This window comes from Priestia sp. YIM B13551, from assembly GCF_042787905.1.
In the GTDB taxonomy this organism is placed as follows: domain Bacteria; phylum Bacillota; class Bacilli; order Bacillales; family Bacillaceae_H; genus Priestia.
In genome coordinates this window covers 488,888-505,366 of the sequence record NZ_JBHZOX010000002.1, presented here as the reverse complement: position 1 = coordinate 505,366, position 16,479 = coordinate 488,888, and the positions used below count along the sequence as shown (strand labels likewise).

The following is a 16,479-nucleotide window of genomic DNA, read 5'->3' as shown; positions in this document are numbered from 1 at the left end:
TAAAATGATATCAACGGAGGAATTGAAATTGGAAAGCCAAGACTTACGAATTTTCAAATGTGTGGCAGAAACAAAATCACTATCAAAAGCTGCGGAGGTATTAGGATATGTTCAACCGCATATTAGCCAGCGGATTAAAAATCTAGAGGAAGAATTAGGCACCAAATTATTGATACGTACAAATCGAGGAGTTACGTTAACAAATGAAGGGGAAGCTTTGTTTAACTACGCCCAGCGTATTTTACTGTTAATGGAGGAAGCTAAAGCAGAAGTTAATCCGAATAAGTTTAAAAGATCCTTGATCATTGGTGCCTCGCAGACGGTTTCTGCTACTAAAGTTCCTTCTTTATTCTCATCTTTTCTGAAAGAACATCGGGATATTGAAGTTAAAATAAAAACAGATAGAAAACAAGTCTTGCAAGAAATGCTTTCGTACGGAGAAATTGATGGACTTTTTCTTAGCGGTACCTATAACGAGGCTCAGTTTGAAACGGTTTATCACTATGCAGAAAAAATGGTGCTTATCTCACCTCTATATGAAGCTCCAGAAGAAAAAGACCAACCAACGCTACTCATCAATAGTGATGGAAACTGCATCTATAGAAACAGACTATTAGAGTTTTCAAAAGAACATCATCTACATAAAGCCAACATCATGGAATTTGATTCATTAGAAGCTATTTTACAAGGCGTTCGTGATGGACTTGGAATGAGTGTAGTCCCCGCTAGTGTAGTAAAATCTCGCGGTGATATGAAAAGCATTGAATACCAAGAGCTTTCAGAAGACGTTCATATTGATTTTGTAGTAAAGAAAGGGAAGCAGCGCTCTCAAAGTCTTAAAAAGTTTATTCATTTTTTAGAGAGTTTATAAATCAAGTTTTTATCTTAAGTTCAAATCTATATGATTTGAACTTTTATTTTTGTCTACATTGTGATTAAATGTTACTCCTTTTAAAATCTACTTTGATATATTGAATATATGTTTTTATAGCCGAATACTCGTCATGATTTGAAAGATAAATGGATGATATGCCAGGTGCTTGTATCTTGGAGGCCGAAATAGTTTATATAAAAACAAAAGGAGTAGATTCTATGAAGGTTTCCTTTTCAAATTCTATAGAAAATGTTGAGTGGTCGAGAATGAAAGAAATTTACCGCTCTGTAGGGTGGAAGAACCATGATGAAGAAAAGGTTAAAAAAGTATTCCAATCAAGCAATGTAGTAGCTATCGCTTATGATGAAAATAAAATAGTAGGGTTCGGCAGAGCTCTTTCAGACGGTGTGTTTAATGCTGCTATCTATGATGTTGTGGTTGACAAGCATTATCAGAATCAAGGAATTGGACAGCAAATTATAGAAAACCTGCTTGCTCAGCTTAATGATATTTCATGCGTTCATCTTGTTTCCACAGCGGGTAATGAAGAGTTTTATAGAAAAGCAGGATTTCGGAAAATGAAAACAGGCATGGCTCGTTATTTAAAACCTGCTTTAGAGGAAGAATATTTAGAATAAGTTATGTGTTAGATTGTAAACCAAGGGACATTTTAGAGTATGTACCAAATGAATAATAAAGAGAACGTAGAAAAATCTAACGTGTTCCCTTTTGGGGTGCAAACATTGCAAATCACCTCACACTTTTTGTCACCAATATTAATATAATTCTCAATGGAATTCTCTAATTAAATAAATCAATAAAAGCAGAGAAGGGACAGTAATTAAGCTGCCCCTTCATTTTAATTTCACTACCTAATCCTCATGGTTGAAGAAATTTGTTGTCTTTTATTATTGATTGTCTTCGTCGCTTTTGTACTCCAAAATATCACCTGGCTGACAATCCAAAGTCTTACATATTGCTTCTAATGTTGAAAAACGAACCGCTTTTGCTTTCCCATTTTTCAGAATGGAAAGATTCGCCATAGTAATTCCAACCCTCTCTGAAAGCTCCGTTACGCTCATTTTTCGTTTTGCTAACATCACATCAATATTAATAATAATTGCCATATCCTCCACCTCAGACCGTCAAATCATTTTCTGATTTTATGTTAATCGCTTCTTGCAAAAGCCTTTGGAGAACAGCAGCAAAAACTGCGATAACCAACGAAGCAAAAGGAATGACCATTCCAACAAATATGAGACCTGGGGCATCGTCTTTATCTGCCACGAGATAATAGACAGGCAAACCTAAGACATGCAAACTACAGATAGAAATGGCGCAGTATTTGATTCCCATTAAAATTCGAACAGACAATTCAGAGAAAGCAATGTTCTTGTCAATATAACTCAACAGTTTAACAGCTTGATAAAGGGCGAAGTAAAAAGGTAATGTTCCTCCATATAAAAGGATGAAAATGATATATTTTATGGAATGAATACCTAAGAAATCCGCTACCGCATCTGCCAGTTCAGGAACTAGAAATATGCACAAAGTGAGAACCAGAATTCCAATGAGAATAATTGCTATCTTCAAAAATAATGTGGTTGCTATCTTCATAAAAAACACCTCTCCTATATTTCGAAATGTTAATTGTTTTTTGGCTGTGAATCCATGACATTCTTTATAGGTTTTTGAAACACGTCCACAATGGCTGCGATGATACTTGTTGCCAAGATGCCCATTAGACCTAGAGATATTGGACCTGCTGCATCATCACCTGTGAATTGAGCATGCGCCCTTAAATAAGCTATTGCTAACAAAATAAAGAAAATGACAGTAAAAGTGCATTTTTTTATTACCTTCAAAGATTGAAGAGATAACTCAGAGAAAGCATTATTCTTCTCGATATAGGTTAAAAGCTTAAAAGCTTGATACCACGCCACAGAAAACGTAATACATATTCCATATGTACATACCAAAAGTGGATATAACGAATAATCACCAGGACGCTCTATAGCATCTCTTCTGGCTGCTTCAGGCAACAAAAATATACATGCGGCAAGCACTGCAATTCCAATCAGAAAAATTATTACCTTTAAGAAAGTGGTAGAACCTCGTTTAACATTCATAAAAAACACCTCACTTATTTAATAATAATACGAATTTAACATATGATTTATCGTTTTACAATAAAATATTATCGTTTTTTATTATATTATTGTTGTTATTGAAATATCCTTTTAATTTTAAACAAAATAAAAAGCATTTCTCAATACAAAGAAACGTTCTTACTTTAGAATGTTAAATTTACAACTTGTTCAACAAAACTTCCAAACAGTTTAATAAAGTGAATCAACAACGAAAGATATCAGAACCTACTTAAAATAAATAATATCCTTAAAACTCACTAAATAATTCACGGTTAAATTCAAATAATTATTTCCATATTGGAGAATTTTTATGCGAATTCCTGCTTGAATTTAAGGGGAAATAGCAAATATAGAAGTAATACCAAGCAAATAAAAAAACATGAATTCACGCTAAAAGTGCATTATGAAATTAAATTTTGCCCCTCGGAAAAGAATCCGTAAATAAAAATCTATGTCCTCTTTTTCTTTGTGGCATTAAGACTTTGTAATCTGTATATTTCAATTCAGTATTATATGGTATTATTTTCTTTAGTTAGGAGGGTATTTGAAATGGGTATTTCAAAGGAAAATAAGCCGATTTTACTGACAGTTATTTTACTGGCGGCTGCGTTTGTTGTATTTTTTGCAAATTGGCTGTTTCCACAAAATTCAATTTTCCCAAATGAAACCGGTGACTTGACGATTCCGCTGTGGCTGTTTTTCGCGATAGACGCTGGCTTTATTGTGGCATTAGTTTTAGGAGTCCGAACGAAAAAACCGAGAGTTGTGTGGTTTAGCATTATAGCAAACAGTATCTTTTTTATTTTGCTTTCTGGCTTAATTTTTTTACTAGCAATTGCGAATGGCATTTCTGAACCGTAAGCTTATTATTTTTATTATAGGTGAATAATGAGGGTTTAGAGAGGTTGATAGATTATGATGATAGGCGGCCCTTTATTGATTGTACTGCTGCCAGGTGTGCTTTTACTCCTTATAACCTGGCTGTTCAGAAAGATAAAATGGAACAAAGTCGTTAGAATGCTTCCTTCAATGCTAACCGTTATTGCTGCCGCTGTTCTTTTTTACATTGGCTATGTAGATGTAAGAGGCTTTGAAGGTGCTAGCTATTTGTTTTTATCTGTGTTTTTGCTTTTATTCGCGCTTGTATCCTATATCGTAGCTGAAAAACCTGTACGATAATTTTTATAAACTTTATAAATTCTTTATAATTCCCTCCTATACTACGTGTAGGGGGGATTTAATATGAAAAATATTATTTTAGATGTAAAAAGCGTTTCAAAAAAAGTAAGGCGTCGTCACTTAGTAAAAGGAGTATCGTTTCAAATTGGTGAAGGAGAAATATGCGGACTGTTAGGACCTAACGGTGCTGGTAAAACGACCTTAATTCGTTTGCTGACGGGGTTAATTAAACCAACTGGGGGAGAAGTTTTTATTAATAACAAAACCATTCTTTCACAAAGAAAAGAAGCGCTGCAAAGCGTTGGTGCAATTGTGGAGTCACCCATCTTTTTTCCTTATATGACTGGAAAAGAAAACCTGACAAATTTAGCTCGATTGCATCCATTTTCAACAAAGCAAGAAAGGCAGCAAAGAGTAAAAGAAGTGCTTGATATCGTAGGATTAACCGGCAGAGAAAACGATAAAGTGCGAACATATTCTCTTGGGATGAAGCAAAGACTTGGCATTGCCCAAGCGCTCTTAGGCGACCCGGATTTGTTGATACTAGATGAGCCGGCCAACGGCTTAGATCCGATGGGCGTACGTGAACTGCGCGAGCTGCTTTTTACCTTAAAACGCGACTATAACAAAACGATTCTGATTTCTAGTCATTTGCTGGATGAATTACAGCGAGTATGTGATCAAATCGTTGTGATGAGAGAAGGAGAGCTAATATGGGACGGCGCTTTGGACCAGTTAGCATCCGGTAAAAATCTTGAAGATGCGTTTGTAGAGCTGGTGTCACAATGAAGGAGCTGTTAGTAGCGGAGTGGGAAAGACTTTGGAAAAGAAAAGTGGCGTGGCTGACCTTTCTATTAGTGCCGGTGGTGCTGTTAGTTGCTTCTTCCTATCTCCAAAAAGAAAACGGAGCACTCACAGTCGATTTACCACAGTATACGTTTGCGGGAAACTTTCCTGTACTGAGCTTAGCCGAAATGTTATTTACCGTTTTTAATGCCATGTTCTTAGTTTTTATTACGCTGGTTGTTACCGGCGAGTACCGGTCAGGACAGCTGCGAATGGTCATGATACGTTCGTATTCGTTTAAAGAAATCATCCTAGCAAAAGCCGCAGTGATTCTGCTGTTTAATTTACTGTTTTTTATTACGTATTTTTGTATGAGCTATGTGATAGGCTTTCTGATGTTTGAACATCCGCAAACCTACTTTGTGTTTTATCACAGTCATGCTTTCAACATAAAAGAAGCTCTATTATATAATCTTTCATTCTATGGATATGCCTATTTATCGACGATTGCGATATGCTGTGTGCTGTTTTTTATCTCTGTCATCAGCAAAACGACCACTACGGCTGTTGGAGTTGGGGTTGCTTTTATACTAATCTCGTTTTCGTATCCGACTTTATTAACAGGGTTTAAGCAGTGGATGAGTGAAGAGCTCTTTGGACAGCTGTTTTTTACTTCCGTACCGATGATTCAATGGCAGGGGATCACAGTCATGATGGCAGAAAAACCGCAGTTTGTAGGCTGGAATTTCGGCGTGTTAGGTTTTTATGTTCTGTTTTTTAGCGGTTTAACGTATGTAGCTATTCGAAAAAAAGAATCATTTCTATAAAAGGAGAGAAGACATGATGACAGGACTTTTTATCAGTGAATTAGAGCGAACGTTTAAACGAAAAAAAACAGCGGCTGTATTAGCTTTGTACGCAGGACTGCTTGCTTTTATTTGGTTCTTTTTTCAAAGGGGAGGCATTTCGTTTTTTGATGCGGCTCATGACGTGAAAATTGATTCTTTAAATTCAGCACCGCTGCTTCTTCGAGACCTATCCTTTGCGATTACGTTTATTGTCATTCCTATGTTTGTGGCAGATAGCTTCAACGGTGAGTACACGTCGGGAGCGCTGCGCATGGTACTAATTCGGCCGCACCATCGTGTGAAGCTGTTTTTTGTAAAGTGGGCGGTTCAATGTTTACTAGTTTTTATTATTCTTTGTATTACGTGGGTAGTGGGGACATGTCTTGGAAGAATGGTTATGCCTCATGTAAATGAAACAACATTTTTAGGCGGACATACGCTAGGGACTTTAGGGGCGTTACTATATTCGCTGAAATTTTACGGCATTTGTTTTTGCATCTTTATAGCGGTTATTAGTATCGGGAGTATCCTGAGTGTTCTTATGCCTAATTCCATTTTATCTTACGTCGCAACTATTGGTGCTTTAATTGGAAGTGTGTATGTTTCAGATAAACTAAGCTTCTTTTTCTCCGTAACCGATTCTGTTTTTCGTGAATTAAGCAAGCCAAACTCTGAATTTTTAGTAAACCTATTATTTCCAATTTTGCTTATTAGCCTTATAATAAACCTATTCGTATGGAAAAAGAAAGAATGGGTAGGGTGAGCTGGAGATGAATCAAACAATTTTACTAGTGGATGATGAAAAAGACATTATTTCATTTATGAAAGATGCGCTGCAAGATGAAGGATATGAGGTGCTGTTCGCTTACGAAGGGCAAGAAGCGTTAAAAAAGCTAAAAATAAATCCAGACTTAATTGTGCTGGATGTGATGATGCCAGGCATGGACGGCTTTGCTCTTTGTGAACTGATCCGAAAAAGCATATCATGCCCCATTATCTTTTTAAGCGCAAAGCAAACGGAGCAGGACAGAGTAAGAGGACTATTGGTCGGTGGAGATGATTATTTAGTTAAACCTTTCAGTATGAAAGAACTAAAAGCCCGCATTTATGCTCATCTGCGCCGAGAACAGAGAATTAGCAGTAACTCCTATAACAGGCTTCATTTTGGAGAGTTAACCATCGATTTAAATGGCTATCAAATTTCACATAACAATGAAGTGATTCCGTTTACTTCAAGAGAGTTCGAGATTATTCATTTCCTCGCTCTTCATCCAGGTCAGGTTTTTACACGTGAGCAGCTGTACGAAAAAGTTTGGGGCTACGACGCGGAAGGAGATTCATCTACTATTACAGAACACGTGAAAAAAATTAGAGCAAAACTATTAAAATATGACGAAACACCTTATATCTCGACCGTTTGGGGCATTGGCTACAAATGGGTAAAATAAAAAAATGGATGAACAGGGCAACGTTAAAGGCGCAGTTTGTTTTATCTTTTCATTTGATTTTGCTGTATAGCCTGCTTGCGACACTTGTAACGTGGGGCGTTGTGATTATGGTTAACTGGGTTCTTATGCCCGGAGCACTGAATCCGGCGAATTATTATGAAAAGAAAATCCCAGAAATTATCCAGTTTGTGAACGAAAAGGAAGATGCGCTTCTTTCTAAAAGTACTAAAAACCAAATAGAAGCGGTTATTCCGCTAGAAGGAATGGATTATCAAATTATAAATAAAGAAGGACAAATCGTGTATGGGTCCATGTCTACTTCATACATTAAGAGCAAACGCGATTTGTATTCTCAGGTCAATACGAATATCCATACAGGTAAATATATTATAAAAGTCTATCCGCTTTTTAATTCAAAAGACGAAGTAAACGGGGCCATTGCGTTAAGATATCAATTAAATATGGCTTCTGCTAATCCAAATATTAAATGGATCGTTGCGCTTGTAACGTTTTTATCGTTAGCCAGTCCGTTTCTTTACTTTTACTTGTTTGCTTATTTGTTTGGAAGACGATTTAGTAAAAAAATTGAACGGCCTTTTAACGAGCTGATGACAGCCGCGAAAAACATTCAGCATAATAATTTGGATTTTTCGCTGTCCGTGACTCAAGACGCAAAAGAATTAAGCCAGCTGCTGCATGCCTTTGAAGAAATGCGAAAAGAATTAAAGCAATCGCTAGCTAAACAGTGGCAGCTAGAAGAAGACCGCAAAGATATGACGGCTGCGATTGCACATGATTTACGAACGCCTCTTACAATTATTCACGGTCACACCGAAATTTTAGTAGAAGGAAGCAAAAAGGACCCAGAGAGGCTTAGTCGATATTTACATACGATCTACACAAATACACAGCGTTCGATTCAACTATTAAATCAGCTGCAAGAAGTATCAGTCATAGAAAATCCAGGCTTTGCCGTAAAGAGTGAGCCTATTAATATCAAAACATTTGTTCATGAGAAAGCAAATGAATTTCAGCTTTTATGTCAAAAAAAAGAGATTACATTTGTGTCGTCGCTTAGTGAAACAGAAGGGCCAAACCAATTTTACGGAGATCCTCAGCGCATTTCCCAAGTGTTAGATAATATCATCACAAACTGTATTCGCTACACGCCTGAACGCGGAGAAATAGTTTGGAATACCGTGATTCATCACAACGAAGTAATCTTTGAAATACATGATACGGGTCCTGGGTTTACACTATCCAACAAAGAACAGCTGTTTAAAAAGTTTTACAGAGAAGATGCGTCAAGGGCAAGCGGCCACGGAAACTTAGGGCTAGGTCTTTATATTGCTCATTCCATTGTGAAAAACCACGGAGGAAGCATCACGGCCGATAATAAAGAGACGGGAGGAGCGTTGTTTAAGATTGTTCTTCCGGTGGGGAAAGAAGTAAAACCGTAAAAAAGAACCCTCCAAAAGGAGAGCTCAAAAAAGGGTAAGTAAGAAAGAAATGTACATGTTCCTTTGGGGGGGACTGCATCTGTACAGTAAAATTTATACCCGGTATACCTCTATTGAAACGTTGAAAAATAATTCAATAATAGAAATGAATAGTTGATAATATGCTTTATAATCTATAAAAAAGACTGCAAAGCGGTTGTATACCGCACCTTGCAGTCTTTTTCGATTTTATTTGTTTAAGAAGTCTCTCATAAATTCATTCACTTTTTCTGGCTGCTCATGTTGAGGCGCATGTCCCACACCGTCTAAGCGGTGGATCGTTACATTTGGAACGTACTCTTCAATGCCATCTAAATTACTGTTTTCAAACGCTTCGTCCGCATTTCCCCATACAATTAAAGTCGGAGACTGAAATACTTTATGCGGCAGGGCTACAGGTTTATGAACACGCTCTTCAAATGGATAAAGAGAAGACGCACGGTAGTAGTTAAGCATGGATTTCATTGCATTTGGCTGGTTCCACGCCTCTACATATTTAGCTTCTTCTTCTTTGGTTAAATAGCCTTTTTTAATGCCCGGCTCCGTCAGCATTTTTCTTAATTTTTCACTATTATTCGCGAGTAGCTCATCTTGAGAATTTGGCTGTTGGAAAAAGCTCATATAGCTGCTTGCTTCTCGTTGAGCAGGATTTTCAGCAAGCTCTCTTATAAATGTGTAAGGGTGCGGTGCATCAAACATCACTAACTTTTTGACATACTGCGGATGTGTATAAGCAAATGCCCATGCAACAGCGCCGCCCCAATCGTGTGCTACTAACACACATTCTTTTTCACCAAATGCTTCAATTAACTGTTTTACATCTTCCATTAAGTGAGGCATGCTGTAAGAAGAAATTTCTTCTGGCTTATCTGATAAGTTATAGCCTCGCATATCTACAGCTACCACGCGATAATCTTTAGAAAACTCTTTTAACTGATGGTGCCACGTATACTAAAAGTAAGGGAATCCGTGTAAAAACAGCATTAGTTCGCCTTCACCTTTTGTTACGTAATGAAGATTTACATCATTTACTTTTACATAACCGTCTTTAAACATATTACTCATCCTTTCGCTTTTAACTGTTACTATAGAAAAACTTTACTCTTTATTAGTTGATGCATCAAATAATAAGGTTTCCTTATACAATAAATGAGCTATAAATCTCTTTTAAAACCCTTATTTTGGTTATTGTTTGTGAAATATAAATCAAGTCTTATTTTAAATAATCGTAATCTATTAGAAAAACTTGGAATTTTAAAGGTTATGTAATAAGATAGTATATGATAAATATTTCCATATATAGGAGGGGCATATGCAAAAAAAAATTCTACATACGGTGCTTTCACTTGCGGTAGGAGCAGGAGTGTTTGCTGTTGGCGGAGTTCTTACTCAAGCTAAGAGTCAAGATGAAAAGATAAGTAACACATACGCAATTGCTTTTAAAAATGGATTACCAGACAACTATCAAGAGATTATTCAAAAAGCTGGTGGGAAAGTCACTAAAGCTCTGCCGGAAGTAGGAGGAATAGAGGCTCAATCTGAACAGTCTTCTTTTCTTAACAATTTAAAAGGAAATTCTTCAATCGAAGCTGCTAACAGGGAAATTCCTCTAAGCTTGGAAAAAACAGCAGTTAGTCCTTATAACTATCAGTCTAGTATAATCAGCTCACAGAATTCAGAGAATTATTGGGACTCTCAATGGGATATTCAACGAGTGACAAATGACGGAAAATCTTATAAGGTAGAAACAGGCGGGTATAAAAATAAAGATGGTAGTACAACTCATAAAGCAGTGGTAGGAGTAATTGATACCGGTATTGATGAGTCTCACCCTGATTTAAAAGATAATATACTAGGCGGACGTAATCTTGTTCCGGCTGGAATGGACGAATCGGAAACAGGGGATCCTGCAGATATAAAAGATCGTAACGGACACGGTACGCACGTTGCTGGAATCATTGGAGCGAATGGAAAAGTAAAGGGAGTGGGACCGGAACTTGGAATACGTTCTTATCGCGTACTGTACTCAGAGCAAGCTCTAGGACTGCCATCTTGGATTATAGACGGAATTATTGCCGCAACTAATGATAAAGTAGATGTTATTAATATGTCTCTTCGTTTCTATAATAATAACAAGATGACTATTGAAGGAGAAAGTTATAAATCAATCGCTGAAACGCTGCTTTGGAAAAGAGCCATTCAGTATGCCGTGAAAAATGGCGTAACGGTCGTAGCCGGTAGCGGAAACGAAAGTTTAAATTTGGATAATAAAAAGGAAGTAAACGACTTTTTAAATACCTTGTATGAACCATATGGTATAAGTGTCAAAGGGCCAGCAACTGTCGTACCGGCGCAAATGCCAGGAGTGATTAATGTTTCGGCTTCCACAAAATGGTCGACTCAGAAGCTTGCTTTCTACTCTAATTATGGAAACAGTGCCATTGACGTGGCGGCTCCAGGAGGGGATTTTGGAGAGAAATATGCCAAAACCAATGATCCTGCAGCGGCAGATCCAAGCAATTTAATTCTGAGTACATGGCCTACGTATTTAGGAACTTCCTATGAGTTAAACGCCGGTACTTCCATGGCAACTCCTCAAGTAGCTGGAATTGCAGGAGTTCTTAAAGCAGCTCATCCTGAGTATAAACCCGCTCAAGTAACAGCACGTATTAAGCAAACAGCTTTTGACTATGGAAAAAAAGGACACGATGCTTTATTTGGTTCAGGAGAAGCAAATGCCTATAGAGCGTTAAAAGATATAAAGAACTAGCGCTTGTAATAAATACAGCAAAAAAAGCCTTTCTAAAAATAATTTTTTAGAAAGGCTTTTTTAAAATTCACCGGCCTTGGAAATTCCTAAATTAGATTCAAAGTGGGTAATGTATACACAGGCATTTGTATATTTATCATAGGAATTATAGCTAAAGTCTCTGCTTACATTATAATATCCACTTATAGGTTTATAGAATTGAATCGATTTAATTTGATTGTTGAGAGACAAATCAAAATTATGAGTGGCTTTTTTTAATTGTTCGAGCTGCAGCTTGGTGAAACTATCGCGATGCTTTTGGATTTCGTCTTGCATGAGCTCTATTTTATATTTAGATACGGTATTGATATGATCAATCGCAGGTCCCATATCTTTTTTTATTTGTGCTTCAGAAGAATGGAAGTGTTTATTATCAAATGAGTCTGACACGTTACTGCTTCCTTCCCAAGTTTTTGTTGCATCTATAACGTCATGCATATTGTTCATTAGCGTAACTTCGTAGATGGTCTTGCTTGAATTAAATTTTTTATAGGATTTTACATACTCTTTTTCTGTTAAAGCATCAATGTCTTTTGTTAATTGCGCTATGCTTTCTTTTAGTTCACTATCACTTTGTGTTTCTATTTTTGTTGTACTACTAATAGACGCAGACAGCAGGTTAAAATCGTTTTTATAGCTTTGAAACGTTTTATCCTCTATCTTTCCGTCTTTATTGATTAAGCGTTCGGACTCGTTTTGCAGAAATTTCAGCTCTATGGCCAGCTCTTTTTTTGCCTCGCTTCCATCTATGCTTTCATTGTTTGAACGTGTAGGACTGCACCCCATTAATCCAAGCGCCAAAGCTATCGTAATGGTCCCTGTTGTTATCTTGCTTATGCTCCTCATGTTGAAACTCCATTTCTATTTGTTTATTACTTACGTATAAAAACTATATCATATAAATGGAATATTTATCTTTATATACTATTAAATGTTACATTTCGTATAGATAAACTAAAAAAAGTATTATAATGGAATTCATAAAAGTAGTGCTGAAAGAAGATAAATATAATAGAAAAAAATAACCATGTACTTATACTATTAATGTGACTTCTAAAGGAGGAAATCAATATGACTGGAATTGCCAAAACCCCCGAACCGCCTTATTATGCCGTTATTTTTGCTTCTGAAAGAACAGAAGGCGAGAAGGGTTACGGAATCATGGCTGACAAAATGGTAGAGCTTGCATCTGCACAAAAAGGCTTTTTGGGAATAGAAAGTGCCAGAGATCAAGATTTAGGTATTACCGTTTCATATTGGGATTCATTAGAATCAATAAAAATGTGGAAAGAAAACTCAGCTCACCGCGCAGCACAGCACAAAGGGAAAACAGAATGGTATCAAAAGTTTTCGCTTAGGGTTTGTAAAGTGGAAAGACATAGCTTTTTTGAGATGTAGGGCGTATATGGTTGATTGTTTTAAAAAAGGGAAGAAGCCGTTATGTTTTATGGCGTTATAGGTTTTATAGCCGTTTTTATCACTTTATGTTCATTAGAAGTAAAGCTAAGAACGGTTGTCAAACAAAATGATAGAATCATTGAATTACTTGAGAGACAGAATAGAGAGTAAGAAAACGCTAATGAACTCACCATTTGTAATATCATCTCCTGACTTTAGCTAAGGGAGATGTTTTATTTTAAGTTTAATATCATAGAAATGTTTAGAAGTGCATAAAAAAAACCTCAGTAGGAGGTCTAGTTATTCCTTTTTAATAAAAGTACTTATAACAGGCTCATTTACTATCGTATGTCATCTAGAGGCTGTATTAAAAGCTAATTATAAAGTGAGGTTATTATTTATCGTTTCACCAGAAAATATGAGCTCAATTTCTTTATTTCTTACTTGTGATCTTTCATTTAATCACCGTATTTTTTTCTGTACATGAGAAACGTTATTAAATATATAACTGAAATCATCGTCAGAAATATTAGCGGCGAGATGCCAATGCCATCATAAGAACTTTTCCCTTGAAAAGTCCGATAAATGGACTCTATAACTTCTAAAATCAGCATACCTATAACTACCACAAATGCGTATGATTGAGCCTTCGTGCTGATAAACTTCTTCCTTTCATCACCTTTTCGAGAAGATGATGTAACAAAAATCAAAATTCCGCAAACTAACAGTATGAATGAATACACAATTTTAACCCAATCCATTCTTACTCCTCCTTGTTAAAAATGTAAAAAGTGTTTTACATTATCATTGTATCATCAGTTCCAAAAATGTCAAACTCTTTTTACATTGTAAATTATTTGTATGGAAGAACTGCTATAAAAAAGTCGATATCTTTAAAATGGTTTTATAAAACAAAGTCACGTTACAAAGTGACTTAAATCAACTTCACTGCTAAAATGGAAGTAACAGGAATTTTTGTGTTTCACCAACTAAAAGTGAGGTGGGTTGTTTGGTTCTTCATAAAAAAACAGTTTCTTTTGTTGCTCTTTTCTTGTTGTTATTAGTGATAAGCTCGAATTATGTGTTATATCATTCTTCTTTTGGACTTCACTCGTTGCCTGGTGATTTCAACGGAGTAGTAGTAGGTTCTATTATAGACTTAAGCCTTGTCGCTCCGCTCTTGTTTTTAGCTTGGCAACGTAAGTTCAGCGTAAAATATTTTATCGTATTAATGGCCACAGGCCTTATTGCTGCGCGTTTTATCATTCCGAGTGAATACTTGGCTTCTTTTCAGTCGGTTATGTGGCTAGGTGTTGGAATAGAAGGGGTACTCATTTTATTTGAACTTTCGCTGCTGTTTATGCTAATTAAAAACGTACCGCCTATTTTTAAAAGAGTCAAATCAAGCTCTTTGCCGCTTTTATTTTCTTTTTCGCATGCTATAAACGAAAAGTTTCCCAAACAACCGTTTATACACGTACTGTGTTCAGAAATGCTGATGTTTTATTATGCGTTTGGAACGTGGAAGAAGCAGCCGAGTACTGAAGGGAATACGTTTACTCTGTATAAACGCTCAAGTTTTATTACGTTTCAAATTATGATTATTCATGCGATTGTCATTGAAACATTAGGTCTTCATTGGCTACTGCATAATACGTCTATAATTCTTTCAATCGTTTTACTGATCCTTAATATTTATAGCATTGTTTTCTTCATAGGAGATATTCAAGGATTAAGGCTTAACCCTTTACGAGTGGAAGATGATTGTATATACATTTCGTTTGGCTTAGCTAAGCGTATGGAAATCTCTTTTAAAGATATTGAAGAAATAGTAGAAGACACTCACATCCTCCAACAAAAAATCCCTAGCACCACGATTGAATTTATCGCACGCGATTTTGAAAAAGTTTATCCTGATCTTTTACTAATACTAAAGTCTCCAATTGAAGCGACGCTTTTTATGGGAATCAAAAAGAAATATCAGCAGGTCGCCATTCGAGTAGATGATCCTCATGTGTTTAAAAAAATAGTTAAAGAGCGTTTGGAGAAAGCTAAGCAAGGGGAGTTTATCTAGAGTTCTAGAAAGTTAGGGCCTTATAGAGATATCTATAAGGTCTTTTTGCTGCTGATCAGCTATTGGACATAAATAGTGAAGTGTTAGCTGTATTTTAGTAAAATGGAAGTAATAGGTAACGTGGTGAAGGGGGACAGAATATGGGGATTTTTTCAAAAGGAAAAGTGAGGTATTTAAACTCTGTGAAGTGGCTATCTAAAAACTCAATCCATTTAAGCGAACCGGCTGAATGTAAGCCTCAAGAGTTTGAATTTCTTCGTCATATCGTAAAAGATAAGAGAATTGTGTGGTTAGGGGAAAACGGTCATAACATAAGAGAACATAATATGATGAAGTCAAAAATAATAGAATTTCTACATAAAGAAATGAATTTTACCGTACTGGCATTTGAAAGCGGCTTAGCCGAATGCTTCAGCGCTAATGAGTTAAAGGAAGAGTTTACAGATGAAGACTTTTTAAAAAACGCAATTTATTCTTTATGGGCAACAAAAGAAAATCTGTCTTTGTTTCAGCTAATGAAAAAATCAGATTTAAGTTTAATAGGAATAGATATTAATCCTTCTTCTAATCCTGATCTTTTCGTAAAATTTGTTCAGCAGCTGAGTTCCGTAGTGTCTGAAGACACGATAGAAAAGATAGAATACATTGAAGCAGGCGTGTATAAATGGTACTACCAACTAGGGCAATATAAAGCGAGAAGAAAAAAAGTTCCAGCAGAAATGCTACATGAGTTTGCAGAGTTTAAAGAAAAAGCAAGCGCAGTCATAGGAGATTTAGAAGCCTCTCTACATGAAGAATACGTTTTGCGTCTTGAAAATCACGAGCTTGTACGTCAGTTTAAAATAATCCTTCGCTGCCTGCAAAATCGCTTGTATTTTATAAACCATTTTCATAACAACTACCGAACATATAAAAAAAGTAAGAGAAAAACGAATGAAGGAAAATTTAGAATGGATTTGTCAAGAACTGTACCCTAATGAAAAGATTATTATCTGGGCACATAACCTTCATATTTTTAAACAATACAAAACGTTTACAGGGTTTGAACCACTAGGAGCAATTGTCTCTAATAAAATAAAAGAACAGTCTTATTACTTAGGCCTATTTATGTATGAAGGTGAAATACATACGGACACGGGACAGCCATATAAAATGGAGAAGCCGCCTAAAAAAAGTCTAGAGGACTATATGCATCAAGTGCAGTCACCGGCTTTATTTACGGATTTTTCACAGCTTGAAAAAAACTCAGGCAACAAGTGGATATTCACTAAAACCACCTTTTTAGAAAGTGGTACCATGCCAACTTTATTTGTACCGCGTGACCAGCTAGACGGTGCTTTACTTGTTGAGTCTGTTTCTCCGCCCGAGTATCTTAAACGCAAAAAAAATAAATAAGAAAACGTAATGAACAAAG

General features: G+C 36.2%; 19 protein-coding genes and 1 pseudogene. 14 read left to right on the top strand and 6 right to left on the bottom strand.

Translation table 11 applies throughout. The annotated features are described in order from the left end of the window. Positions 1–28 precede the first annotated feature (28 nt). Positions 29–871: a LysR family transcriptional regulator gene (locus ACFX4N_RS11905; protein WP_013058156.1), complete on the top strand. Its 843-nt coding sequence runs from the start codon at positions 29–31 to the stop codon at positions 869–871. A gap of 221 nt (positions 872–1,092) precedes the next feature. Then, positions 1,093–1,512 carry a GNAT family N-acetyltransferase gene (locus ACFX4N_RS11900; RefSeq protein WP_192100222.1) on the top strand — a complete coding sequence of 140 codons (420 nt, stop codon included), beginning with the start codon at positions 1,093–1,095 and terminating at the stop codon, positions 1,510–1,512. A gap of 270 nt (positions 1,513–1,782) precedes the next feature. On the opposite strand, the gene ACFX4N_RS11895 is transcribed toward ACFX4N_RS11900, so the two are convergent. From ACFX4N_RS11895 to ACFX4N_RS11885, 3 genes are read right to left on the bottom strand one after another with little or no spacing between them, the layout of a single operon-like run. Continuing rightward, the gene (locus tag ACFX4N_RS11895) at positions 1,783–2,001 is read right to left on the bottom strand and encodes a helix-turn-helix domain-containing protein (RefSeq protein WP_013058154.1); all 219 of its coding nucleotides are present in this window, start codon (positions 1,999–2,001) and stop codon (positions 1,783–1,785) included. A gap of 10 nt (positions 2,002–2,011) precedes the next feature. Beyond that, complete coding sequence (locus tag ACFX4N_RS11890) at positions 2,012–2,491, bottom strand: DUF2975 domain-containing protein (protein WP_013058153.1); 480 nt, start codon at positions 2,489–2,491, stop codon at positions 2,012–2,014. A 29-nt stretch (positions 2,492–2,520) separates the two neighbouring features. Beyond that, complete coding sequence (locus tag ACFX4N_RS11885; RefSeq protein WP_057273660.1) at positions 2,521–3,003, bottom strand: DUF2975 domain-containing protein; 483 nt, start codon at positions 3,001–3,003, stop codon at positions 2,521–2,523. A gap of 570 nt (positions 3,004–3,573) precedes the next feature. On the opposite strand from ACFX4N_RS11885, the gene ACFX4N_RS11880 reads away from it, so the two are divergent. From ACFX4N_RS11880 to ACFX4N_RS11850, 7 genes are all read left to right on the top strand, one after another. After that, positions 3,574–3,885: a hypothetical protein gene (locus ACFX4N_RS11880; RefSeq protein WP_377261461.1), complete on the top strand. Its 312-nt coding sequence runs from the start codon at positions 3,574–3,576 to the stop codon at positions 3,883–3,885. 54 nt (positions 3,886–3,939) lie between these two features. Beyond that, positions 3,940–4,203, top strand: coding sequence for a YesK family protein (locus ACFX4N_RS11875; protein ID WP_057273658.1), 264 nt, complete (start codon positions 3,940–3,942; stop codon positions 4,201–4,203). A gap of 63 nt (positions 4,204–4,266) precedes the next feature. Further along, complete coding sequence (locus tag ACFX4N_RS11870; protein ID WP_057273657.1) at positions 4,267–4,992, top strand: ABC transporter ATP-binding protein; 726 nt, start codon at positions 4,267–4,269, stop codon at positions 4,990–4,992. Then, entirely contained in the window at positions 4,989–5,816 is an 828-nt protein-coding gene (locus ACFX4N_RS11865; RefSeq protein WP_057273656.1) for an ABC transporter G family protein, read from the top strand. Before ACFX4N_RS11870 ends, ACFX4N_RS11865 begins: the two co-directional genes overlap by 4 nt. A 13-nt stretch (positions 5,817–5,829) precedes the next feature. Beyond that, on the top strand, positions 5,830–6,600 hold the full coding sequence (locus ACFX4N_RS11860) for an ABC transporter permease (RefSeq protein WP_057273655.1): 771 nt from the start codon (positions 5,830–5,832) through the stop codon (positions 6,598–6,600). Between the two features lie 7 nt (positions 6,601–6,607). Continuing rightward, on the top strand, positions 6,608–7,285 hold the full coding sequence (locus tag ACFX4N_RS11855) for a response regulator transcription factor (protein WP_057273654.1): 678 nt from the start codon (positions 6,608–6,610) through the stop codon (positions 7,283–7,285). Then, positions 7,273–8,745 carry a sensor histidine kinase gene (locus ACFX4N_RS11850; protein ID WP_328127221.1) on the top strand — a complete coding sequence of 491 codons (1,473 nt, stop codon included), beginning with the start codon at positions 7,273–7,275 and terminating at the stop codon, positions 8,743–8,745. Before ACFX4N_RS11855 ends, ACFX4N_RS11850 begins: the two co-directional genes overlap by 13 nt. A gap of 228 nt (positions 8,746–8,973) precedes the next feature. Here the strand turns inward: ACFX4N_RS11850 and ACFX4N_RS11845 are convergent. Next, positions 8,974–9,717 (bottom strand): annotated as a pseudogene (locus ACFX4N_RS11845) (alpha/beta fold hydrolase); the annotation flags it as partial. 379 nt (positions 9,718–10,096) lie between these two features. Between ACFX4N_RS11845 and ACFX4N_RS11840 the strand changes: the two are divergent. Further along, a complete protein-coding gene (locus ACFX4N_RS11840; RefSeq protein ID WP_057273652.1) occupies positions 10,097–11,554 on the top strand; it encodes a S8 family serine peptidase in 1,458 nt (485 codons plus the stop codon). Between the two features lie 60 nt (positions 11,555–11,614). Here ACFX4N_RS11840 and ACFX4N_RS11835 read toward each other — a convergent pair whose 3' ends face one another. Further along, on the bottom strand, positions 11,615–12,439 hold the full coding sequence (locus tag ACFX4N_RS11835; protein WP_377261457.1) for a hypothetical protein: 825 nt from the start codon (positions 12,437–12,439) through the stop codon (positions 11,615–11,617). 225 nt (positions 12,440–12,664) lie between these two features. On the opposite strand from ACFX4N_RS11835, the gene ACFX4N_RS11830 reads away from it, so the two are divergent. Then, positions 12,665–12,991, top strand: a complete 327-nt coding sequence (locus tag ACFX4N_RS11830) for an antibiotic biosynthesis monooxygenase family protein (RefSeq protein ID WP_057273650.1) — start codon at positions 12,665–12,667, stop codon at positions 12,989–12,991. Positions 12,992–13,449: 458 nt separating this feature from the next. Here the strand turns inward: ACFX4N_RS11830 and ACFX4N_RS11825 are convergent, their stop codons facing one another. Further along, positions 13,450–13,752 (bottom strand): hypothetical protein, encoded by a 303-nt coding sequence (locus ACFX4N_RS11825; RefSeq protein ID WP_025750889.1) that lies wholly within the window; start codon positions 13,750–13,752, stop codon positions 13,450–13,452. Positions 13,753–14,000: 248 nt separating this feature from the next. Between ACFX4N_RS11825 and ACFX4N_RS11820 the strand changes: the two genes are divergently transcribed. From ACFX4N_RS11820 to ACFX4N_RS11810, 3 genes are all read left to right on the top strand, one after another. After that, positions 14,001–15,065, top strand: a complete 1,065-nt coding sequence (locus ACFX4N_RS11820) for a hypothetical protein (RefSeq protein ID WP_057273649.1) — start codon at positions 14,001–14,003, stop codon at positions 15,063–15,065. Between the two features lie 140 nt (positions 15,066–15,205). Beyond that, positions 15,206–16,042 (top strand): erythromycin esterase family protein, encoded by an 837-nt coding sequence (locus ACFX4N_RS11815; protein WP_377261454.1) that lies wholly within the window; start codon positions 15,206–15,208, stop codon positions 16,040–16,042. Then, complete coding sequence (locus ACFX4N_RS11810) at positions 15,999–16,460, top strand: erythromycin esterase family protein (RefSeq protein WP_377261452.1); 462 nt, start codon at positions 15,999–16,001, stop codon at positions 16,458–16,460. The genes ACFX4N_RS11815 and ACFX4N_RS11810 overlap by 44 nt, the downstream gene beginning before the upstream one ends. The last annotated feature ends 19 nt before the right edge of the window (positions 16,461–16,479 follow it).